Annotated in this window: 19 protein-coding genes; 12 read left to right on the top strand and 7 right to left on the bottom strand. The window is 43.1% G+C overall.

Going from position 1 to position 22,098, the window contains the following annotated elements; translation table 11 throughout:
• Positions 1-141: 141 nt before the first annotated feature.
• A complete protein-coding gene (locus F891_RS09600) occupies positions 142-1,539 on the top strand; it encodes a serine hydrolase (RefSeq protein ID WP_005263361.1) in 1,398 nt (465 codons plus the stop codon).
• 58 nt (positions 1,540-1,597) lie between these two features.
• On the opposite strand, the gene ahpF is transcribed toward F891_RS09600, so the two are convergent.
• The gene (ahpF, locus tag F891_RS09595; RefSeq protein WP_005263359.1) at positions 1,598-3,163 is read right to left on the bottom strand and encodes an alkyl hydroperoxide reductase subunit F; all 1,566 of its coding nucleotides are present in this window, start codon (positions 3,161-3,163) and stop codon (positions 1,598-1,600) included.
• 233 nt (positions 3,164-3,396) lie between these two features.
• Here ahpF and F891_RS09590 point away from each other — a divergent pair, with 233 nt between their 5' ends.
• Positions 3,397-3,615: a DUF1653 domain-containing protein gene (locus F891_RS09590; RefSeq protein ID WP_034436473.1), complete on the top strand. Its 219-nt coding sequence runs from the start codon at positions 3,397-3,399 to the stop codon at positions 3,613-3,615.
• A gap of 24 nt (positions 3,616-3,639) precedes the next feature.
• The gene (locus F891_RS09585; RefSeq protein WP_005103501.1) at positions 3,640-4,230 is read left to right on the top strand and encodes an O-methyltransferase; all 591 of its coding nucleotides are present in this window, start codon (positions 3,640-3,642) and stop codon (positions 4,228-4,230) included.
• 11 nt (positions 4,231-4,241) lie between these two features.
• Here the strand turns inward: F891_RS09585 and F891_RS09580 are convergent, their stop codons facing one another.
• Together F891_RS09580 and ahpC are read right to left on the bottom strand one after the other, a co-directional pair.
• Positions 4,242-4,448 (bottom strand): KTSC domain-containing protein, encoded by a 207-nt coding sequence (locus F891_RS09580; RefSeq protein WP_004645498.1) that lies wholly within the window; start codon positions 4,446-4,448, stop codon positions 4,242-4,244.
• A 292-nt stretch (positions 4,449-4,740) separates the two neighbouring features.
• Positions 4,741-5,304, bottom strand: coding sequence for an alkyl hydroperoxide reductase subunit C (gene ahpC, locus F891_RS09575; RefSeq protein ID WP_004278916.1), 564 nt, complete (start codon positions 5,302-5,304; stop codon positions 4,741-4,743).
• 489 nt (positions 5,305-5,793) lie between these two features.
• On the opposite strand from ahpC, the gene hrpA reads away from it, so the two are divergent.
• The 6 genes from hrpA (at position 5,794) to F891_RS09545 (ending at position 16,017) form a co-directional block, all read left to right on the top strand.
• On the top strand, positions 5,794-9,732 hold the full coding sequence (gene hrpA, locus F891_RS09570) for an ATP-dependent RNA helicase HrpA (protein WP_171065635.1): 3,939 nt from the start codon (positions 5,794-5,796) through the stop codon (positions 9,730-9,732).
• 30 nt (positions 9,733-9,762) lie between these two features.
• Positions 9,763-10,872 carry a beta-ketoacyl-ACP synthase III gene (locus tag F891_RS09565; RefSeq protein WP_004278914.1) on the top strand — a complete coding sequence of 370 codons (1,110 nt, stop codon included), beginning with the start codon at positions 9,763-9,765 and terminating at the stop codon, positions 10,870-10,872.
• A gap of 26 nt (positions 10,873-10,898) precedes the next feature.
• Entirely contained in the window at positions 10,899-11,651 is a 753-nt protein-coding gene (locus F891_RS09560) for a 1-acyl-sn-glycerol-3-phosphate acyltransferase (RefSeq protein ID WP_005103497.1), read from the top strand.
• Positions 11,652-11,847: 196 nt separating this feature from the next.
• On the top strand, positions 11,848-13,854 hold the full coding sequence (locus tag F891_RS09555; protein WP_005103496.1) for a hypothetical protein: 2,007 nt from the start codon (positions 11,848-11,850) through the stop codon (positions 13,852-13,854).
• Between the two features lie 90 nt (positions 13,855-13,944).
• Entirely contained in the window at positions 13,945-15,660 is a 1,716-nt protein-coding gene (locus F891_RS09550; RefSeq protein ID WP_004645492.1) for an AAA family ATPase, read from the top strand.
• Between the two features lie 30 nt (positions 15,661-15,690).
• Positions 15,691-16,017 (top strand): gamma-glutamylcyclotransferase family protein, encoded by a 327-nt coding sequence (locus tag F891_RS09545; protein ID WP_005103494.1) that lies wholly within the window; start codon positions 15,691-15,693, stop codon positions 16,015-16,017.
• A 258-nt stretch (positions 16,018-16,275) separates the two neighbouring features.
• Here F891_RS09545 and F891_RS09540 read toward each other — a convergent pair whose 3' ends face one another.
• Complete coding sequence (locus tag F891_RS09540) at positions 16,276-16,728, bottom strand: DUF441 domain-containing protein (protein ID WP_005103492.1); 453 nt, start codon at positions 16,726-16,728, stop codon at positions 16,276-16,278.
• Between the two features lie 140 nt (positions 16,729-16,868).
• Between F891_RS09540 and F891_RS09535 the strand changes: the two genes are divergently transcribed.
• Complete coding sequence (locus F891_RS09535; protein ID WP_005103491.1) at positions 16,869-17,576, top strand: pseudouridine synthase; 708 nt, start codon at positions 16,869-16,871, stop codon at positions 17,574-17,576.
• 43 nt (positions 17,577-17,619) lie between these two features.
• On the opposite strand, the gene F891_RS09530 is transcribed toward F891_RS09535, so the two are convergent.
• From F891_RS09530 to F891_RS09520, 3 genes are all read right to left on the bottom strand, one after another.
• Entirely contained in the window at positions 17,620-18,063 is a 444-nt protein-coding gene (locus F891_RS09530; RefSeq protein WP_005103489.1) for a GNAT family N-acetyltransferase, read from the bottom strand.
• Positions 18,064-18,160: 97 nt separating this feature from the next.
• Positions 18,161-18,508, bottom strand: a complete 348-nt coding sequence (locus F891_RS09525; RefSeq protein ID WP_004645487.1) for a type II toxin-antitoxin system RelB/DinJ family antitoxin — start codon at positions 18,506-18,508, stop codon at positions 18,161-18,163.
• A 114-nt stretch (positions 18,509-18,622) separates the two neighbouring features.
• Positions 18,623-19,531 carry a pseudouridine synthase gene (locus F891_RS09520; RefSeq protein WP_005103488.1) on the bottom strand — a complete coding sequence of 303 codons (909 nt, stop codon included), beginning with the start codon at positions 19,529-19,531 and terminating at the stop codon, positions 18,623-18,625.
• Positions 19,532-19,657: 126 nt separating this feature from the next.
• On the opposite strand from F891_RS09520, the gene tsaE reads away from it, so the two are divergent.
• Both tsaE and mutL read left to right on the top strand, forming a co-directional pair.
• Positions 19,658-20,137: a tRNA (adenosine(37)-N6)-threonylcarbamoyltransferase complex ATPase subunit type 1 TsaE gene (gene tsaE, locus F891_RS09515; protein WP_004645485.1), complete on the top strand. Its 480-nt coding sequence runs from the start codon at positions 19,658-19,660 to the stop codon at positions 20,135-20,137.
• The gene (mutL, locus tag F891_RS09510; RefSeq protein ID WP_005263356.1) at positions 20,127-22,094 is read left to right on the top strand and encodes a DNA mismatch repair endonuclease MutL; all 1,968 of its coding nucleotides are present in this window, start codon (positions 20,127-20,129) and stop codon (positions 22,092-22,094) included. Before tsaE ends, mutL begins: the two co-directional genes overlap by 11 nt.
• Positions 22,095-22,098 lie beyond the last annotated feature (4 nt).

Genomic DNA, 22,098 nt, shown 5'->3' with positions numbered 1-22,098 from the left:
AAGTGCTGAAATTAATTCATGAATTTTAATTAAAATCAGTCGTATATAATGGAAATTCATGCATGAAAGTATGTTTAATATTTAAACAATTATGATAGTTTATGTTATGTAAAGATAAATACTAGAACAAAGAGCAACAGCATGAAAAAAATGGCAGTGTTACTTGCAGCATTATGTACGATGGGGCAAGTTTTTTCACAAACTGATCTAGAAAAAAAAGTAATCACACAGTTTCATCAAGACTTTAACGCGGCTGCATATGAAGCAATGTATCAACGTTTTTCTCCTAAAATGCAAGAAGCTTTTCCTGTTACCGTGCTAAAAAAAGTATCTGAAGATATCAAAAAGCAGCTAGGATCTATTCAAAATATTGAGTTCATTGAGAACAAAGGTAAATCTACAGCGATTTATAAAGTGATGTTTGAAAAGGATCGTCTTAAATTATCTTTGAGCCTGAATGATCAACAGCAAATGACAGGTTTATTATTTAGCCCATATATTGAATCAAATGCTGCTAATAACACAACGGAAAACTATATTCAAAGCTATCCAAAAAACCTTGCAGAGAAAATTTTTGCAGCCACACGTACTTTTCCTGAAAATACTCAAGTAGCGATTGCTGTGTTAGACCCTAGCAAAACACAATATTTGGGTGTGCATAAACATGACAATAAAATTCATGAGAAAGCTAATCAAGATCTTGTTTTTGGCATTGGTTCCATCACCAAGGTGTTTACAGCGACAGTCTTAGCGGAATTGGTCACCCAAAAGAAAATTGGGTTGGAAGATAGTATCAACCGTTATTATCCATTTCAGTTTAAAGATAATATTCAACTGAAATTCAAAGATTTATCCAACCATACTTCAGGATTGGAGCGTTTACCAAGTAACTTGGCAACGGATGACGATTCAAATCCTTATAAAGATTATGATGTAGAAAAACTAAATGCGTATCTGAAAAATAATTTGACCTTATATGCAGACCAGTTAAACAGCAAAGCACCAATTTATTCTAATTTAGGAATAGGTTTACTTGGGCATACATTGGCTTTGGCAGAAAAAACCACACTAGAAAACTTGTATCAGCAATATATTTTTAAGCCATACGGCATGCAAAGTAGCTTTGTGAATCAAGTGCAAGCGGACAAACGTCTTGTACCTGCTTTGGATGTAACTGGCAAACAAATTCCAACTTGGGATTTCGACGTGTTTTTAGGTGCGGGCGGGCTGCTTTCTACGGTTGAAGATATGAAACGTTTTGTGAAAGCCCAACTTGAGGCAAAAAATCCTGCCATTCAGCTGACCCAGCAACCCACTTCAGCCAAAGTTGGGAATTACCAAATGGGATTGGGTTGGTTTATTCGTGAAGGCGAAAATGGCCAGAAAATGATTTGGCATGGGGGGAATACCGCAGGGCATACCTCAATTTTGGTATTGGATCTAAATAAGAAAAAAGCAGTGACCATCTTAGCCAACGTATCTGCCGCTCATCCAGAAATGGCTAATATCGAGCAGTTAGCAGTCGAGTTATTGAAATAGAAACTGTACTTAAAACAAAAAAAGCCAGTCATGATGACTGGCTTTTTTATCGCTGAGATTACTGCCCTGAACGGATAATGTAATCAAATGCAGACAATGACGCCTTGGCACCTTCACCGGTCGCGATGATGATCTGCTTGTAGGGTACAGTGGTACAGTCACCTGCAGCAAATACGCCTTTCACATTGGTTTCGTTGCGGTCATTAATCACAATCTCGCCACGGTTGGTTAGCTCAACAGCTGTTTCTTTCAGGAAGTCCGTATTTGGCAACAAACCGATTTGCACGAAGATCCCCGCCAGCTCAACCACATGCTCTTCATCGGTGGCACGGTCTTTATATTTCAGGCCGGTCACCTGTGAGCCATCGCCCAGTACTTCAGTCGAGAGGGCATTCTTGATCACCGTAGTGTTTGGCAAACTGTTGAGTTTGTCTTGCAGCACCTGATCCGCACGCAACTTAGTATCAAATTCCACCAGCGTGACATGTTCTACAATCCCTGCCAGGTCAATCGCGGCTTCAACACCTGAGTTACCGCCACCAATCACAGCAACACGTTTGCCTTTGAACAGTGGACCATCACAGTGCGGACAGTATGCCACACCACGAGTTTTGTATTCCTGCTCACCTGGAACATTCATCTCTCTCCAGCGTGCACCTGTAGATAGGATCACAGTCTTCGATTCAAGTTTTGCACCGTTTTCAAGTGTCACTTCAACTAAACCATTCGCAGTTTCATCCGCACCTTTGATGTTAGAGACACGTTGCAAGTTCATGATATCGACCCCGTATTCACGCACGTGGGCTTCCATCTCGGCAGCAAACTTCGGACCTTGGGTCTTCTGTACAGACGTAAAGTTTTCAATATCCATGGTATCCATGACCTGACCGCCCATGCGTTCAGCCACGATCCCGGTTTTAATGCCTTTACGTGCTGCATAGATGGCTGAAGTATTCCCTGCAGGACCACCACCGATCACCAGGACATCAAAGGCATCTTTGGCATTCAGCTTTTTCGCATCTTTGGCAGCGGCATTGCTATCCAGCTTGGCAATGATTTCTTCCAGTGTCATACGACCCTGACCGATATGCTGGTTGTCCTGGAATACCATCGGCACCGCCATGATCTTGCGTTCTTCCACTTCTTCCTGGAAGAAAGCCCCATCAATCATAGTGGCAGTAGTGCCCGGGTTATAGATGGCAATCAGGTTGAGTGCCTGAACCACATCCGGACAGTTATGGCAGCTTAACGATACAAATACGTCAAAGTTGGATTGAACACCCAGGCTCTTGATATTCGCCAGCACTTCATCCGAGACTTTCGGTGCATAACCGGAAGTTTGCAGCAATGCCAGGATCAGCGAAGTGAACTCATGGCCCATTGGCAAGCCTGCAAAGAACACACGCGGTTCCTCACCTTGTTTGGCAATCCCGAAACTTGGCGCACGTGCATTGGTCCCGTCAAAGCGTGCAGTGACCAGGTCAGACAGTGCAGCCACTTCGGCAACCAGTTCCTGGATTTTGGCTGATTTGTCAGAGCCATCTAAAGTCGCGACCAGTTCAATCGGGCCTTCCAGGCGTTCTAATAAGGTTTTAAGTTGAGCTGAAGTATTTTGGTCTAACATTGCTAACGTCTCCAAAGGAGTAAATGTTTATTTGATAACAGGATATTAAATGAATTGCATAAATAGGTAAAACAGTTTGTTTTTATTTTGTTGATCGGATTTACAGATTTATTGAAAAATTCATCATTAATTTCAAAGTTCTATATGGATTCAAAAGATTAATTTTCAAGTAGTTTAGAGCAAGAATAATGATTTTCAGCTAAGATTAAAACAAGATATTTGAGACTTGAATGATGGAATTACAACGCGGTATTTATCAACATTATAAGGGACAGCTTTATCAGGTGTTTCATGTCGCCACGCACAGTGAAACTGAAGAAAAGCTGGTGGTTTATCAATGTCTCTACGGTGATTATTCAATTTGGGTACGTCCTTTAACGATGTTCACTGAAACCATTACCACTAACGATGATCGTGAAGTAGAGCGTTTTAAATTGATTCAGGCACTTTAAGCCCAACAGACTCAGGGAAGAGTGATGCAAAACTCAGATGAATTTGAAGGATTCATGCAAAAATTATATGAAAAATTTCATAGGCATGATCTTAAGCAGTCAGATCGACTGCACCGATATCGTAATATAGAACCAGAATCAGGCCGATTTTTATCTATGCTGATTCGTGCGCAACAATCCAAAAGTATTCTGGAAATTGGGACTTCTACTGGTTATTCCACTTTATGGCTGGCAGAAGCGGCTCGGCAGACTCAAGCCATGATTACAACTCTTGAAATTAATGCAGAACGGGTTGCTCAGGCAAAGCAATATGCGACAGAAATAGATCTTGCAGATTTAATCAATTTTAAAGTAATTGATGCTCAGGTTTATCTGGAGGCAGAAAAGGAAATATTTGATTTTATCCTGTTAGATGCTGAACGAGATGCTTATGTCAGTTACTGGCCACATTTGAGTCGATTACTTAAAGCAAAGGGCGGGTTACTGGTAGTTGATAATGTCATTTCACATGCAGCAGAAGTCGAAGAGTTTATTGCCTTAATTCAGCAAGACCCACGTTTTATCATGAGTATTGTACCCATAGGCGCAGGTTTGCTGATGGTGGGATTTCGTTAAATGGATTCACTTCAATCCATGCAAATTTTATTAAAATGTAAATTATATTCGAGATACTTTTCTACGAATGCGGCTTTGTCTTGGCGTCTTAACAGGTTGTCATAAATAAATTCAGGTACGGGATGATACAGCTCGGCATGACCATTACTGTATACAATTTTCAGGTGGCGGCTTGAGGGATTGTATTTCCAAGAAATCACGGTAAGCAGTTTTTGCATATGCGTTCCTCCACTGAATATTTCTTATCTTATCATTTGAACTTATGCCATATGGCTCTGCAGATGTATAGCTCAATTGTAAGAATCGGTAAGGATTATGAGAAAGCGAAGCAAAAGATATGCCTGAATTTTTATATGATGGATCAAGAAAGAAATAGGACTGCAATATTTTAAGTCCTAACAAAATAATTTAAAAAAATAAAATCCAGTATTGCACTGACATAAAAGTTCAAACCATAAAAAACCACGCTAAAAAGCGTGGTTTTTTTGAATCAGTTCAATCTAATTAAAATTAGATTTTACCCACTAGGTCGATTGAAGGAGCAAGAGTTGCATCGCCTTCTTTCCATTTAGCTGGGCAAACTTCGCCTGGGTGAGCGTGTACATACTGAGCTGCTTTAACTTTACGAAGAAGTTCTTGAGCGTCACGGCCGATACCACCAGCGTTGATTTCAACGATTTGGATTTTACCTTCTGGATCGATCACGAAAGTACCACGATCAGCAAGGCCGTCAGCTTCGATTAATACGTCAAAGTTTTTAGCAAGAGTCCAGTTTGCATCACCAACCATTACATACTGGATTTTTTTGATTTCTTCTGAAGAATCGTGCCAAGCTTTGTGAGTGAAATGCGTGTCAGTAGAAACTGAGTAGATTTCAACGCCTAGTTTTTGGAATTCAGCGTAGTTGTCAGCAAGGTCACCAAGTTCAGTCGGGCAAACGAAAGTGAAGTCAGCTGGGTAGAAGAATACAACAGACCATTTGCCTTTCAGGTCAGCTTCAGTAACTTCAATGAATTTGCCGTTTTGGAATGCAGTTGCTTTAAATGGTTTAACTTCAGTATTAATTAAGCTCATCATTGTCTCCATGATTGAGGTAGTCTTTGATTTTGAATAAGAGTATCGAAATTTTGGTTGATGCTAAAATGGTATTTTTACATTACAAACATCGGAAAAACCGAATTAAGTAAAAACGCGCCACTTTGGCAAAATCGCTTTGTTCATTGAGCAGCATCAAGATGATGGCCTGATGACAAAATTATCTCTTTTTCCTCGTGCTAGCAAACATGATGTTGAAACCAAAAAATTCAAGGGTCAATTCGGAAAAAAGCATAATTTCCACAAAATAATTTAAATATCAATTCCAAACTTGGACTTATGATTAAATCTAATCAGGGAAACTCATGCGTGTCATTTAGATATTTTGACAGGTTTATAGTGCGGAATTGAGAGAAATCAGGCAGCCAAAGCCAATTTGTCCGGCACTTAACAGAACTACGACTATCTGAAATCTAATGAACCAAGTAAAATAAACCTTTCCGGTTTTTTGATGTGGGTGTTTTCTCTGTGCAGAGTCATTTAAATGTAGATCAATGGATAATGGCGCGTGACCGTCACCGTTTAAATCGACTGAAAAAAGGGAAAGACGCAGATGCTAAGCAGTATCAGGAATTATTTGAAAAATCCAATCTGAAAGTACGGCAACGGCTTGAGCGTCTTCCGAACATCAAGCTAAATCAGGATCTGCCGGTAACCCAGTATGCTGACAAGCTGATTACCGCGATTCAAAAGCATCAGGTTATTATTGTAGCTGGTGAAACCGGTTCTGGTAAAACCACCCAGTTACCGCAAATTGCTATGCTGGCTGGACGTGGCCTGACCGGAATGATCGGACATACCCAGCCGCGTCGACTGGCAGCCCGCAGCGTATCACAGCGTATTGCCGAAGAAGTTGGCGAAAAACTCGGTGAATCAATTTCCTTTAAAGTACGTTTTACGGAACAGGGTTCACAAGACTCAATTGTGCGTTTGATGACAGACGGTATTTTACTGGCCGAACTGACGCATGACCGATACCTGACCAAATATGACACGATTATTATTGATGAAGCGCATGAACGTTCGCTGAATATCGACTTCATTATGGGTTATCTGAAGCAGCTATTGCCACGTCGTCCCGATCTGAAAGTCATCATTACTTCAGCAACCCTGGATGTAAACCGTTTTAGCAGTTACTTTAATGGTGCACCAATTTTTGAAGTGGAAGGCCGCAGCTTCCCGGTAGAGCTGCGTTATCGCCCGATCTCGGAAATGAGCATTGGCGGTAGTGATGATGATGAGTTTGATGATTTTGAAGAAAACCTGCCTCGCGCTGTGGTCAAAGCAGTCGAAGAATGCTTTCAGGATGCACAGGAAAAAGGTCATCCCGAACATGCCGATATCCTGATTTTTGCCAGTACCGAGCAGGAAATTCGCGAGTTACAGGAAACCCTGATCAAACATGGGCCACGCCATACGGAAGTATTAACTTTATATGCGCGTCTGGCGCTGGCCGAACAGCAGAAAATCTTTAATCCTTCTGGTGGCGGGCGACGCATTATTATTGCCACCAACGTAGCAGAAACAGCTTTAACCGTTCCGAATATCCGGTATGTGATTGATAGCGGTTTTGCCCGTATTTCGCGTTATAACTATCGTTCACGGGTGCAACGTCTACCAATTGAAGCCGTTTCTCAGGCAGCCGCGAACCAGCGTAAAGGTCGTTGTGGTCGTATTGCGCCGGGTGTCTGTATACGTCTGTATTCTGAGGAAGACTTCCTGAGCCGTCCTGAGTTTACCGAACCAGAAATAAAGCGAACCAACCTGGCATCTGTAATTTTGCAGATGCAAAGTCTGAGCTTGGGTTCACTCGAAGATTTTGATTTCATCGAACCACCAGATCATCGTTTGGTCAATGATGGCCGCAAGCTCCTCATTGAACTGGGGGCAATGGCTGAGAAAAATTCTCCTAAAACTGAAGATGATCAAGCAAATCCCTCTCTTGCGTCGCATAACGCCTCACCCTTCGAGAAAGGGAGACTTCAAAGCCGTGGCTTAACCAAGATCGGTCAGCAAATGGCGAAAATGCCGATCGATCCACGTCTGGCCCGCATGATTCTTGGTGGTGCACATTTTGGCGTGCTGAATGAAGTGCTGGTGATTGTGGCCGCACTTGCAGTTCAGGACCCGCGTGAACGCCCTGCGGACAAGCAGATGCAGGCGGATCAGAAACATGCACTATTCCGTGAAGCCGATTCTGATTTCCTGTTCTATATCAAGCTTTGGGAAACGCTACACAATAATCGCGAAAGCATGAGTGAAAATAAGCGCCGTACTTTTGCGCGTAATCACTTCCTGAGCTGGCTGCGTTTACGTGAATGGAAGAAAACTCATGAGCAGCTGGTGGATTTGGCTAAGGGTTTAAAACTGTCATTTAATGAAAATAAAGCCAGTTATGAGAATCTGCACCGTGCCTTGTTGACCGGTCTCTTATCATTTATCGCCAACAAGACCGATGAGCGTAATGTTTTTATGGCGGTGCGTCAGCAAAAAGCACGGATTTTCCCAGCTTCTACCTTGCACAAGACCAATACGCCGTGGGTGATGGCCTTTGAAATGGTCGAGACTTCCCAGGTGTATTTGCGTACCCTAGCCAAGATTGAGCCGGAATGGATTCTGCTGGCCGCGCGTGACCTGCTCAAGCATCATTATTTTGAACCGCACTGGTCGAAAAAAGCTGGTGTGGTGAATGCCTATGATCAGATTTCATTATTTGGTCTGATTATTGAGCCGAAACGCCCAATCAATTATGAAAAAGTAGATCAGGCGGCCGCGCATGAAATTTTCTTGCGGGATGCTTTAACCACTGGGCATTTAGGCATTACTCCACCATTTTTAAAGCATAACTTGCTTAAACTGGAAGAAGTCGAGCGAGTAGAAGACAAATTACGCCGTCGTGATCTGGTGGTTGATGAAGAAACCATTTACCAGTTCTATGCCTCGAAAGTGCCGCCTGAAGTGGCCAGCCGTCGTACTTTTGAAGACTGGCGTGCCACGGTTGAGCCTCAGAATCCGCGTTATTTATTTGTCGATGATGATGCGCTATGGCTGAATGACCGGCCGACGACACAACAATTTCCGGACTATTTGCACAATGGTAGCCTGCGTCTGGCTGCAACCTATCGTTTTGACCCGAGTCATGATGAAGATGGCGCGACAGTTAAAATTCCCCTGCAAGCCTTGGCCCAGGTCGATGAAGGTATCTGGTCATGGGGGATTCCGGGTTGGCGTCTGGATCTGATTGAAGCATTGCTAAAAGCTTTGCCGAAGGATAAGCGCCGTAATCTGGTGCCGATTCCGGATACTGCACAAAAACTCATAGCAAAAGTAGATGCGCAGGATTTACAGAAACATATTTTTAGTTTCTTGGCATTCCAGTTGCGAGGCGATCAAATCACGGAGAAAGATTTCAGCTTTGACCGGGTCGATCAGTATCTGTTGCCTTTTATTAAAGTTACTGATGAAAAAGGCCGTGTCATTGAACAAGGGCGTGATCTTGCTGAGCTGAAAGCGCGCTGCCGGACTGAAACGCATAGTCCGGTCAAACAGCTTAAAGGTGAATTTAAAACCTTCCCAGAAAGCTTTGTATTTGAAGCCTCGCAAAAAGTCACCGGTGTCGTGGTCAAGCAATATCAGGCGCTGGTTCCAACCAAAGCTTTTGCTGCCCTAGAGCAGAAAGATGAATCGGGTGTAGTGATTCAGACTTTCAATGATCAGGCTGAAGCGGTCAAAAAACATCGTGAAGGGGTGATCCGACTGGTGCATATGCAACTCGGAGACTTGACTCGTCAGTTGAAAAAACAGATTTCCAAACCTCTGGCGCTGGCTTATTCACCACTCGGTGATAAGGCACAACTGGAACAAATGTTAGTTTATGCCACAATACACATGTCCATTAATGAGCTTCCTGTCAATGCGCAAGAGTTCCAAAAGCTGGTTGAAGATGTAAAAAAATCTTTCCTAACTTATGGCCAAATTTCCCTGAAAGAGATCACGGATATTTATATCCAGTGGCAGGAAATCCGCCGGAAATTATTGGTTTTAGACCATTCTGTGTTTGAAAAAAATATCAATGATATTGAAGATCAGCTTGATTTAATGAGTCTTTCTGATTTTGTTTATCGTAAACCTTCTGATGTCTGGGTTGAATTTCCACGTTATTTAAAAGCTTTGATCTTACGTTTGGAGCGCTTGCCCAATAATCTACAAAGGGACAATTCCGCCATTGACCAAATTGATCAATGGATGGAAAAATTATTTCAGTTTAAAGATGACCCTCGTCTGAAAGAATTATATTTCATGGTCGAGGAGTTAAGAATCTCATTGTTTTCACAACCGATGAAAACAAAAGCACCCGTGTCTCCAACTCGCTTGCAAAAAGTATGGGATCGTCTTGGAATCAGTTAAGATATAGGTAATTCAGATAAGGAATTTTACATGGGCATCCGCATTACGGGTACTGGCTTATTCCATCCGGAACATGTCATCACCAATGAAGAATTAGTTGAAAGTTTAAATGCTTATGTGGAACTGTTTAATCACGAAAATGCTGACAAAATCGCTGCAGGCGAAGTGGAAGCACGTCGTGGTTCTAGCGCAGACTTTATTGAAAAAGCATCTGGCGTACAACGCCGTTATGTCGTAGAAAAATCAGGTATTCTTGATCCAAAACGCTTACGTCCAAATTTACGTGAACGTGCAGATGATGAAATTTCACTGCAGGCAGAATGGGGTGTAATCGCAGCCAAGCAGGCGATGGAAAATGCCGGTGTGACTGCCGAAGACATTGATATCGTGATCTTGTCATGTTCGAATTTGCAACGTGCTTATCCTGCTGTGGCGATCGAGATTCAGACCGCTCTAGGCATCAAAGGTTATGCCTATGACATGAACGTGGCGTGTTCTGCAGCAACATTTGGTCTGAAACAGGCTTATGATGCGATCAAAGCAGGCGCGCGCCGTGTGTTATTAGTGAATGTGGAAATTACCTCTGCACATACCGATTTCCGTTCACGTGACTGTCACTTTATTTTTGGTGATGTGGCAACCGCTTCAATTATTGAAAATACCGACAGCAAAACCGGTTTTGAAATTCTGGATTCTGAGTTGTTTACCCAGTTCTCGAATAACATCCGCAATAACTTCGGTTTCTTGAATACCTCTGAAAATGCTGACATTGACGACAAGCGTTTCCGTCAGGATGGTCGTAAGGTATTTAAAGAAGTCTGTCCACTGGTTGCGAAAATGATTACTGCGCAACTGGAAAAGAATCAGATTGAGCCGACAGGTGTTAAACGCTTCTGGTTACACCAGGCCAATGCCAGCATGAATGAACTAATCCTGAAACTGGTCGTCGGCAAAGAAAATGCCAAACCTGGTCTGGTACCGATCATTCTGAATGAGTTTGCCAACACTTCTTCTGCCGGGGTGATCATTGCCTTGCACCGTACTGCACATGAAGTTGAAGATGGTGAATACGGTGTATTGTGTTCATTTGGTGCCGGTTATTCGGTGGGTTCGATTCTGGTCCAAAAGCGCGTGGCATAGTCCGGAGTAGATAAGGAGCAGACAGCTTGCAGGTCAAACATGATGGGCAATGGATTAGACGCTTAAGTGGCTTATCCAAATTATATTTTACCCCTACCTTTTTAGGGGCTGAATATATTGATGCCAGTCGGCCTGCAATGTATGTCGGTAATCATTCCATGTACGGCATCTTTGATTCGCCGATGCTGATTGATTATCTCTATAACGAACATAAGGTGGCTGTGGTCAGTATTGCGGATCATAGCCATTTTTATGTACCGTTATGGCGTGAAGCCGTGAAGAAGTTTGGGGCAGTTGATGGCATCCAGCATTATGTACGTGCTGTGATGCAGCAGGGTTATTCTATTCTGGTCTTTCCGGGAGGTGGACGCGAAGTACTCAAACGTCAGGGTGAACAGTATCAACTGATCTGGAAGCAACGCTACGGATTTTTAAAGCTGGCTCAGGAATTCAACTATGATATTGTCCCTTTTGCTGCGCTTGGTGGGGATGAAGTCTATGAGATTGGCTTTGATGCCAATAAGATCATCCAGCATAAATATTTTCAAAAACTCCTCAAAGTACCACAACTCAATAAATTATTACGTCAGGGCGATGTGATTCCATCTTTGCCTAAACGATTATTCCCAAAACGCCTGCCATTTTATTTTCAGTTTATGCCGCGACAATCGATTGCTCAGGTTCAGACTCAGGAAGAGCTGATTGCATTTCGACACAGCTTGCAGCAACATATTTATACCGGCTTGGCCGAGCTTAAGGCGCTACGTCAGCAAGACTAAAAAAGAAAAATTCTTCCTGTAAAATCTAGGCTATGATCTATTGAAATGTTCTATTTTTAGCAATGAGGATGCATGGACGGTTTTATAGTGCAAGTGATGCCATAATGTATTTTTAAGTGTTCACTGATTGGCGATCAAGGACTCAGCATGATCCAATATAAAAATAAGATGATTCTAAGATGACCGAGGTGTACGTATGGAACAGGAAAGCTTGGTAGCATCTTTAAGGTTATTGGCACAACAATGTTTACGGATTTCTCCAGAGCTGAACCAGCTTTATCTTGATCAGATGGCAATAATTGGTCATCTGAATGCACAAAATTTAATAAAAATTCAGCAGGATCAGTGCCGGATTGAATTGCTGGATGGTCTGTTTTATATCCAGTTTCATACTCCCTATGCACTAGACTCTGGAGCTGCACCTGCTTTGGTTGACAGTCATTTTTATTTTCAGCAATGTAAGGCAGAAGCCCTGGAGGAATTCTTTTTACAGGATATCTATTTCCTGACTGGCGATTTAAAACCACAGCATTCGCTGTATTTACGCGACAAAGCCAAACAGTTACGTCAGCTTATCCTGGCTCAGGTTTATGCGTGGGTTAATGGCCTGGAACGGGTGTCCGAATTTTTGCAGCAAATGTCGATTGTTCAAGCTGAGATTATCGACCAGCAGCTGATCAAGGCCGGGTTGTATACAGCACCTGTCATGCAAAACTTTATTCAGGCTGAACAAGAGATTCCACAGCAGATTCTTGAAAGCTTGCAACAGGCTTTTTCTTTGGAGTGTCTACAGCAGGATGAATTCCTGTCGATCCAGTCATTGATGGACAGTCTGGATGAGTTCTATTTTAGCGCCGCACAGTTTTTGCCTCCGGCACTGTTCCGGATTATGTCGCTGTCTTTTGAAGAGCGCTTTAATCTGCATGAATTGAATGATCATACTGATGATATCTGTTTGCTATATCGGCATGCTGAGGAGCAAAGTAATTTGCTCGGTTTTGTCCGATTGATGAACCGGGACGTGTGGCATCGGGATGATTTATTATCCAAACGGAATTTCCTGGAAAATCATCCGTATTTATGGCAGAAAAAAGTAGCCCGATTGCCACTATTTGATTGTCATCGTGCCGTGAACTGGATCTTCAAGCAACCGGCCGAGGTACTGGACTGGATCAGTAATAATATCCAGCATAGCAGTGTACGCGTTGCAGTAACTGCCTTAAGTTTTGTAGACAGCCATCATATTCATCCCCAGATTATTTTGGCGACTTTGCAATATTTTCAATATGTCTCGGCGCGACTGTTTATTCATAGCATGCATGAATATGCAATCCAGCATGACTGGTTTCAGCATCAGTATAATCAGGCGGTGGTATTAAAAGGCACACGCCAATCGATTGAGGATCAGCGGATTGCGATTAGCCCTTCAATTCTGTATCTGGACGAATGGATGGAGCTGCTGCGCAATGTGGTTAAAATGGATGATCAGCTGACTAAAAAGGTTTATCTGAACTTGAGCCGGATGATGCAGGCTTATATGCAGCATTTATATAAAATTACGGCGCATTTACCCGATGAGGTTCTGGTGTATATTCAGCCTCAAAGCCAGCAGAATCGTGATTTCTATAATGTTCTGCACCGCTATCGCATTCCTTTTACTGAGTTCAGGCAGCTGTTTTATTTGCAAAGCGGGCATGTACGTGAGTCGCTATTTGACAGTTATGTGCGTGACTATCTGGTAGAGTATTTTTCCAGCCATACAGAAATACCGAAAAATCTGAGCTGGACCAGTTTGTTTAATCAGGCGGTCGTCTGGCATGATCAGGTTCAAAAGCAGGAAATGATCGCCAAGCTGAAAAAACAGTTCGCACTGGTGAACTGGACACCAATCACTCAGGTTTCATTTTTACTGTATTTCAACTGGCGTTTTGAAGAACTTAAAACTTTGGATCGGATTTTAGAGGAATCTAAAATTTTCAGGAACTGTCTGGCGGCAAGCTATGCTCAGCAAATTTTGGAAGGGCAGTATGTGGCCTTTCGTATGTCTCATCCTGCTGTGCGCCTACCCTTGATCTTGGGGTGTCAATTAGTGAATGGACAGGTGATTTTTGATCAGCTGGAATATCCGAATAACCAGAAAGCAGAAGCTGAATACAGTAATATCGCCATGCATTTTATTAACTGGCTCAACTTGCAGGCCTGACAGTTCAATACAGCTTGTTTTCCTCCATGACGCTTAACTTTTCCGCTAAAAATCGTTAGGCTATAGCCGTTCTTTTACGGTATTGCTCTTATGAAACAGGAAACTGCCCTTAAGTTACTCAAAGCAGGAGAAAATGTCTTTTTAACCGGTTCTGCCGGTGCAGGAAAAACCTATACGCTGAATCAATATATTAATTATTTAAAGGCACGTAAGGTCGCCGTCGCGATTACCGCATCGACCGGTATTGCAGCCACACACATGAACGGTATGACCATTCATACTTGGGCAGGCATTGGCATTAAAGACTTTTTGTCTGAAGAAGACTTAAAGCGGATGAAAGAGCGCAAATACTTAAAAGAACATCTGGAAAATGCGCAAGTCCTGATTATTGACGAAATTTCAATGCTGCATGCCAAGCAACTGAATCTGGTCAATCAGGTACTGAAATATTTCAAAGAAAGTGATGAAGCCTTTGGTGGTATTCAGGTGATTGTAGCAGGGGACTTTTTCCAGTTACCGCCAGTCGGTAAAAATGATGAGCGCAACCGCGACAAATTCTGCTTTATGTCGGATGCTTGGGTCGAAGCCAAGTTTCGTGTCTGTTACCTGACCGAGCAGCATCGTCAGGGCAATGATTATCTGAATGACATTCTGAATGCGATCCGTGCGCAGGCGATTAGCCATGAACATCGCACGGCTTTACAGGCCACCCGACATCAAGAAATCGGCGAGACCTATACGCGCCTGTATACGCATAATATGGATGTGGACAGTATTAACTTTAAACATCTGAATGAAATTGACAATGATCCGCGTCAGTTTGATGCGCAGTGTGATGGCAATGAAAAGCTGATCGAGACTTTAAAATCGTCAGTGCGAGCGCCTGAAGCCTTAACCCTGAAAAAACATGCCAAAGTCATGTTTGTGAAAAACAACTTTGATATGGGTTATATCAATGGCAGTCTGGGCGAAGTGATCAGTTTTGAAGAAGATGATGAATATGGTGTGCTGCCTAAAGTCAAACTGACTGATGGCACGACACTGGTCGTTGAGCCTGAAACCTGGTCGGTAGACAATGAGGCCGGTAAAACCATTGCCAGTTTCCAGCAGATTCCATTGCGTCTGGCTTGGGCGATTACCATTCATAAATCACAAGGCATGACCCTGGAAGCCGCTGAAATTGATCTGAGTCATACCTTTGAAAAAGGACAGGGCTATGTCGCGTTGTCCCGTTTAAAAAGCTTAAATGGCTTACGTTTAAAAGGCTTTAATGAACAGGCTTTGGAACTTGATAGTCTGGCGATTAAAGCCGATCGCCGTTTTCAGGAACTTTCTGATGAGGCTGAAGCGAATTTTGAAAATGTCGATTTGACGGCACAGCATAAGGCCTTTATCCGACATTGTGGCGGGACTTTGAATGAAGTTGAAATTCAGCGCAATGAGAAGAAAATTTCCAAGAATGCTGGAAAACAAAGCTATGCCACTGCAACGCTAGACGAAACGCGTGAACTGTTTGAAGAAGGTTATGAAATTGCCGATATCGCGACTGAACGTGGTTTGACCCCGGCAACCATCATTAATCATTTGGGGCGTTTGCATAAAGAGCAAGGACTAGATATCTCGCTGGCGCATCCGGGTGAGGAAGTGGTGGAGCAGGTGCGCAAGATTTATAAACGCCTGACCAAGCGTCAAAACTCGGAACATTTTAATGATGACGGTTCTATTAAGCTGCGTCCGATTGTGGAACTCACTACACCTAAAATGGCTTATGACCAGGTGCGTTTGGCTCTACTATTTGTAGAATAATCATCAAAATGATGTTTAAGAGTTCTTAAGATGCACAGTTTATTCGTATACGGCACGCTTCGTCCGCAGCAACCCAATGCCCCTGTCATGGAGCGGATTGAAGGAAGCTGGAAAGCCGGTTATATTCGTGGGCATTTGCAGCAGCGTGGTTGGGGTGCTGAGCTGGGTAGCCCGGGTATTCAGCTTAGTGATTCGGGTGAGACTGTTCCGGGTTATGTATTCATATCCGAGAATCTTCCCCAATATTGGGATGAACTGGATGCATTTGAAGGCGATGAATATCAGCGTATTCCGGTTAAAGTATATTTGGAAAATGGTGAGATGATAGAAAGTTTGGTCTATGCTTTGAAAGATTAGACTGGTAGGTGTCATTTATTGGGTTTCAAATTTTATCGGATTACCACTTTTAAAGATCATGCACTTTCCTTTATCTCAGTTTTGAAAGATTGGATTAATAAAGTATTCTGTTGATTCGGTAGTATCTTCTGAGCAAGCCTGAAGCACTGCTTTAAAGCTTAGCGCAAGATAATCAAGGGGTGATCTGCATATTTCCGGTCATGTGATTCTTCTTGAGAAATCATTGCATACTGGTGAAGGGCGCTGATGATTTGAACATTATTGTGTACTAATCAATAAGGATAAAATCCCAGCCGCAATTAAAGGACCGACTGGAACACCGCGTAATACTGCTACACCTGCTACTGTGCCTAATAACAGTCCGGCCACTACATCTGGCTGATTGGACATCAGCTTCACTCCACGTCCTCCCAGCCAAGCGACAAAGACCCCAATCGCAATTGCCAGCAAAGACTTCCAGCTCAGGAAAGATTTGAGAGTACTTTCCCCTGAAATTTTGCCACTGGCAATTGGTGTCAGAACACCAATGGTCAGAATAATAATCCCGATATTTAAACCGTGCGCCTGTACATAGGGTAATAAACTGCTGAGAGGCGTGATTTTTAAAACGATTAACACCGCTGCAGCAATGGTGACGGCACTATTGTGACTGAAAATACCGCAAGCCAGTAAAACCAAAAGAACAATCAGATTCAGATCAAGTTGCGACATAAGCGGGAGAGAAAGAATGAAAAATAAAGCTATTGTAGAGCTTTTCAACGCATGATACCTAGAAAACAGCGGAAGAAACCAAATTCAGGACTGTTTCAGGATAGAATGCACAGGTCTTCACTCGATACAGGTATAAACAGATGCTATTGGAAAAAATGTTGCAGTCACAAGGTTTCGGCTCCCGCAAGCATTGTCAGCAACTGATTAAAAATGGTGCTGTTTCAATTCAAGATGAAGTGATTGACAATCCTAAACATAAACTGGATTTGAATAACTTAAATTTCGAGGTTTATGGGAAAAGTCATACCTATCGGGAAAAAGTCTATATCGCATTAAATAAGCCACAAGGCTACGAGTGTTCGCATCAGGCGACGCATCATTTTAGTGTGTTTGATCTGTTTGATGACATTCTGCTGAATCGGGGGATTCAGTGTGTAGGCCGTCTGGATCAGGATACCACCGGACTGCTACTCCTGACCGATGATGGACAGTTCCTGCAAGCGCTCACCCATCCGAAAAAGCATGTCGCCAAAGTTTATCAGATGCAAACTGCAGATCCAGTCACGGATGAACAGATTCAGCAACTAGAACAGGGTGTTGAATTGAGAAATGAAAAAGGAATTTTTGCAGCTACTGAAGTGACTCGATTGGCTGAAAATCGTCTACAAATGACCATTCATCAAGGCGTCTATCATCAGGTGAAGCGCATGCTAGCTGCCGTAGGCAATAAAGTGGAACAGCTACATCGTGCACAGATTGGTGCTTTGGCCTTGCCTGAACTGGCTGAAGGAGAATGGCTGTATTTAAATGCTGAACAGGTGGCACAGGCCAAATTCCGCTCAGAATAATAAATTTTTTATTCGCTTGAAATGTGATGAAAAAGATTAGGACTTATTTCAGGAAACAGTGATAGGTCTGAAATTCATCATCCTTGATAAATCCCATGGATTCATACACTTTATGCGATTGATAATTATTCTTTTGGGTTTCTAGGGTGATTCTTAAGGTTTGTTCATGTTTGGCAAATAAAATCGCGGTATCAATCAGTTGTTTGGCTGCGCCCTGACGCCGAAAAACCGGCGTGATATAGACATCATCCAGAATATAATAGGTCGAGCAGGCCACCGAAGAAAAACCCAGATACAGGATAATAAAGCCGGTAAATGTATCATCTTTGGTATTGATAAAAATAACAGTCTGCCCATCTTCAAAACGCTGTTTTAAAAATTGGTAAGAGAGTTCAGGATTGGAAGACGTACCATAAAACTGTCGATATTCATCAAATAATACCGCCAGCTGATTCAGGTCTGCTGACTGGGCGCGTCGTACAAGCATTGCATACTCCATGCTAATTTTTTATTGATTATCAGCATCAAGCATAGCGAAGTTTATGAGTGGCAGGCTTTAGAAATTGTTCGGAAATGCAACAATGTTAAATTTTGTCGCTTTCACCCAAAATGGCATTCAGTTCTTCAAATAAATCAAGATGATCATCATCCAGCTGGATCTCCTGATCATCCAGCAGATTCAGGGCAGAACTGGAAAGTGCATTTTGCTCGGTTTTAGCTTCATTTTGTTTCAGCTTGCGCAAGCGGATCAGTTGTTCCAGATTGATATTCTGGTTTTCAATCGAGAAGGGGATCGATTTGGTAATCACCACCTGCTTGAAAAAAAGACGTACGGCCTGAGCTGGCGTAATCCCCAATTGCTTAAATACCGCAAAGGCTTGTTTCTTCTCTTGCGAGTCCAAGCGAATTTGATAAACTTCAGTTTTTCTCATAATATTTTTAAAGCTTTAAATTACTTAACTTTTCGCCTTTATTCTAATCAATTACGTTTGAAATTCAATCTTAAAGCGACCGATTTTAGAAAATAATCTGTAATGACAAGCGATTTACAGTGTCAATTCAAGTTGCGAGCTGAAATTTAAGCTTTTCTGCGTGATCGGATCGATGAATTGAATATGTTTGGCCAATAAACTTAAAGGTGCATAAAAATCATCTTCCGCCTTGTGTGCTACCTGTGGATAAAAGGGATCATGACGGATCGGAATACCCAGATGATTCAAATGCACCCGTAATTGATGTTGTTTGCCAGTATGCGGTTTCAGCTCATATTTAGCCCATTCTGTATTATGTTCCAGCAGGTCAATCACCGTCTCGCTATTCGGCGTTCCGTCTAGCACGTGCATGGTATAAAAGGGCTGTCCCTTTTCCATTCTTAATCGCGTGATCAATGGAAATTTTAAATCAGGGTGATAGGCCGCAATCGCATGATAGGTTTTCTGAACCTGACGTGTGGCAAACATCTGCTGATAGATTCCACGCGATTCCACGCATTTGGAAATCAGGACCACACCTGCCGTTTCACGATCCAGCCGGTGAATGGGCGTTAAATGCTCATTGCCGGTTTGTTTTTTAAGCCGAACCAATAGCGTTTCCTGCACATATTGTCCGGTCGGACTCATAGTCAAAAAATGCGGTTTATCGACCACCATGAAATGCTCATTTTCAAATAAAATCTGATGTTGAAAAGGAACATGCACTTCATGTGCCAAAAAGCGATAATAGTAACAATGGCTATTAGCCTGAAATGGACTTTCTGTGGTTAATTGATTGCCCTGAGCATCATAGACCAGACCTTCGTTGAAACGGGACTGCCATTCATCTGCTGTGATATGCGCGAATTGTGTGCATAAATAAGCAAAAACTGTCAGGGACGCATCCGGACTGGCTGGCAAAAATACTTTACTGGCACTGACCCCATTGAGCATGGGCGGGTTAAATTCAACAGTTGGTTGCATGGCAGGCAGATTAACCTCTTAAGGAACAGATGCTGTGAAAAAATACAGTTTCTCACACGGGTGAATAGGCTTTTAAAGCGTGGCGATGCTATCATATTTATTCTTTTGCATCATGTCGTGAGTAATATGCCTTATTCATTTAATGTCACTTTAAATCATGAAGACGATACCCAAAAACTAGCCAAGGTTCTGGCGGAGAATTTCCCTGCGGGGGTCGTGTATCTGATTGGTGACCTAGGGGCAGGAAAAACGACGTTAACACGTTATTATTTGCAACAGCTGGGTCATAAAGGTTCAGTGAAAAGTCCAACTTATACACTGGTCGAACCCTATCAAATTAATGGTCAGGATATTTTTCATTTTGACTTGTATCGTCTGAATGATCCGTATGAACTGGAACTGATGGGCATCCGGGATTACCTGGAAACACCGAATGCGCTATTTTTATTTGAATGGCCATCTAAAGGTGGTGATGAAATTCCGCAAGCTGACCTGATTATTGAAATTTTAAAATCTGAAGATGAACTTACCCGTACTGCAAGCCTGATTTCATCGAATCTTGCTTTACGAGAGGCTCTGGAGCGTCAATTTTCACATGTCGAATGATTTAAGTCTGCGCCGTATTCGTGCCCTTGATCCTGCACTTGCCAACCAGATTGCCGCAGGTGAGGTGATTGAACGTCCGGCTTCTGTGGTCAAGGAGTTACTGGAAAACTCGATTGATGCGGGGGCGACAGAGCTGATCATTCGGGTCGAACAGGGCGGCAGTACTTTAATTGAAATCATCGACAATGGACGCGGAATTCATCATGAGGATTTGCCGCTGGCCGTGATGCGTCATGCCACCAGCAAAATCCAGAGTGCTGATGAGCTGTATGCGATTAGCAGTCTGGGCTTTCGTGGCGAAGCACTGGCGTCGATAGCAGCAGTTTCACGCCTGACCATGATCAGCAGTCAAAGTGACGAGGGCATCGGTTATCAGGTCGAAGTCAATGGCACGGCTTTTGATCATCAGGAAATTCAGGCTGTTGCGGCCTCAAAAGGGACGCATATCCGGGTTCAGGATTTGTTTTTTAATGTGCCTGCACGGCGTAAATTCCTGAAAAAACCGGGCACTGAATTTGGTCATATCGAAGAAATTGTGCGCCGTATGGCACTGACGCATTTTGATATCCGTTTTGTGCTAGAACATAATGAAAGCATCAAACTGAATTTACCCGTGGCGGATAGCGGCGCTTTGCGTTTTCAGCGGGTACAGCAATTGCTTGGCCGCCAGTTTACTGAAAATGCCTACTGGATGGATGCAGACAGTATCAACATGCGTTTATCTGGCTGGCTCGGCCATCCTTCAGATGCGCGTGCACAGGCGGATCTACAATATGTCTATGTAAATGGCCGGATTGTCAAAGACAAAACTATTTCTCATGCCTTGCGTATGGCCTATGACGGTATTTTGCATGGTCATCAGCATGCGGCCTATTTACTGTTTTTGGAAGTTGATCCTGAAAATATCGATGTTAACGTCCATCCGACCAAGCATGAAATTCGCTTCCTGAATCAACGTGAAGTACATGAGTTTGTGCGGCATTATGCCAAGGAAACGCTGGCACAATTCCAGACTGCGACTGCGGATCTGGCCGAGGCGATGAAACAGGATCAACAGCCTAATTTTGTGGCGCCACAACCACGCTATCAGGAGCAGTTTAGCCTGCATCAGGCTGCGCATTCGCAGCAACAGGTAGCTAGAACGATATCTACTGCAGATGAAAACGAAGCTTCTGATGTGCCGACCGATTTTGCTTCTTCACATCCACAAGCTGTGAATTATGCTCGAGACTACAGTGCATCCTATGCAGGTTCACAGCAGCTGAATAATGCCTTGCAAAGTTATTTAGCTCCGCTGAGAGAGAGTTCAGAAACTGAAACCCTTAATCCTGCTCAGTCTTTTCAGACATATGTAAAGTCTAAAGTCGATGAGCATCCATTGGGCATTGCCATTGCCCAGTTACATGGTATCTATATTCTGGCGCAAAATACCGAAGGTCTGATTATTGTTGATATGCATGCAGCACATGAACGTATCGTTTTGCAGCAAATGAAATCGGCTTGGGATAAGCCTGAATTCTGGACGTCACAGCAACTGCTGATTCCAAAGGTCGTAAACATTAGCCGGATGCAGGCGATGCGGGTAGAAGAACTTAAGGAGCAACTAGCACGTTTGGGTCTGGAAATCGATCAGTATGGTGATGAGCAAGTCATCGTACGTGGTGTACCGGCTATTCTGCACAAGGCCGATTTCGATGCCCTGATTCCTGAATTATTGAATGATTTAGATCCGGGTGATCAGGCACAAAGTCTATTGCAGAAGCGTGACCAGATTCTGGCAGGCATGGCCTGTCATGGTGCAGTGCGTGCACATCGTATTTTAAGCTTGTCTGAGATGAATGCCTTGCTGCGTCAGATGGAGCAAACCGAATTTGCCAGTCAATGTAATCATGGCCGTCCGACTTGGCGCGCCTTTCCATTGGCTCAACTAGATAAACTTTTTGCTCGAGGAGAGTAGTTTT

Source organism: Acinetobacter sp. CIP 101966 (assembly GCF_000369725.1).
Classification (GTDB): Bacteria; Pseudomonadota; Gammaproteobacteria; order Pseudomonadales; family Moraxellaceae; genus Acinetobacter; species Acinetobacter lwoffii_Q.
This window is presented reverse-complemented; position numbering and strand designations above follow the sequence as displayed.

Coding starts and splice junctions, on each gene's coding strand:
- F891_RS09525 (WP_004645487.1), bottom strand. CDS start 18,508: ATGAGAAAAACTGAAGTTTATCAAATTCGCTTGGACTCGCAAGAGAAG.
- F891_RS09590 (WP_034436473.1), top strand. CDS start 3,397: ATGGAATTACAACGCGGTATTTATCAACATTATAAGGGACAGCTTTAT.
- ahpC (WP_004278916.1), bottom strand. CDS start 5,304: ATGAGCTTAATTAATACTGAAGTTAAACCATTTAAAGCAACTGCATTC.
- F891_RS09555 (WP_005103496.1), top strand. CDS start 11,848: ATGGAACAGGAAAGCTTGGTAGCATCTTTAAGGTTATTGGCACAACAA.
- F891_RS09565 (WP_004278914.1), top strand. CDS start 9,763: ATGGGCATCCGCATTACGGGTACTGGCTTATTCCATCCGGAACATGTC.
- ahpF (WP_005263359.1), bottom strand. CDS start 3,163: ATGTTAGACCAAAATACTTCAGCTCAACTTAAAACCTTATTAGAACGC.
- mutL (WP_005263356.1), top strand. CDS start 20,127: ATGTCGAATGATTTAAGTCTGCGCCGTATTCGTGCCCTTGATCCTGCA.
- F891_RS09580 (WP_004645498.1), bottom strand. CDS start 4,448: ATGCAAAAACTGCTTACCGTGATTTCTTGGAAATACAATCCCTCAAGC.
- F891_RS09535 (WP_005103491.1), top strand. CDS start 16,869: ATGCTATTGGAAAAAATGTTGCAGTCACAAGGTTTCGGCTCCCGCAAG.
- F891_RS09545 (WP_005103494.1), top strand. CDS start 15,691: ATGCACAGTTTATTCGTATACGGCACGCTTCGTCCGCAGCAACCCAAT.
- F891_RS09540 (WP_005103492.1), bottom strand. CDS start 16,728: ATGTCGCAACTTGATCTGAATCTGATTGTTCTTTTGGTTTTACTGGCT.
- F891_RS09585 (WP_005103501.1), top strand. CDS start 3,640: ATGCAAAACTCAGATGAATTTGAAGGATTCATGCAAAAATTATATGAA.
- F891_RS09520 (WP_005103488.1), bottom strand. CDS start 19,531: ATGCAACCAACTGTTGAATTTAACCCGCCCATGCTCAATGGGGTCAGT.
- tsaE (WP_004645485.1), top strand. CDS start 19,658: ATGCCTTATTCATTTAATGTCACTTTAAATCATGAAGACGATACCCAA.
- F891_RS09550 (WP_004645492.1), top strand. CDS start 13,945: ATGAAACAGGAAACTGCCCTTAAGTTACTCAAAGCAGGAGAAAATGTC.
- F891_RS09600 (WP_005263361.1), top strand. CDS start 142: ATGAAAAAAATGGCAGTGTTACTTGCAGCATTATGTACGATGGGGCAA.
- F891_RS09530 (WP_005103489.1), bottom strand. CDS start 18,063: ATGCTTGTACGACGCGCCCAGTCAGCAGACCTGAATCAGCTGGCGGTA.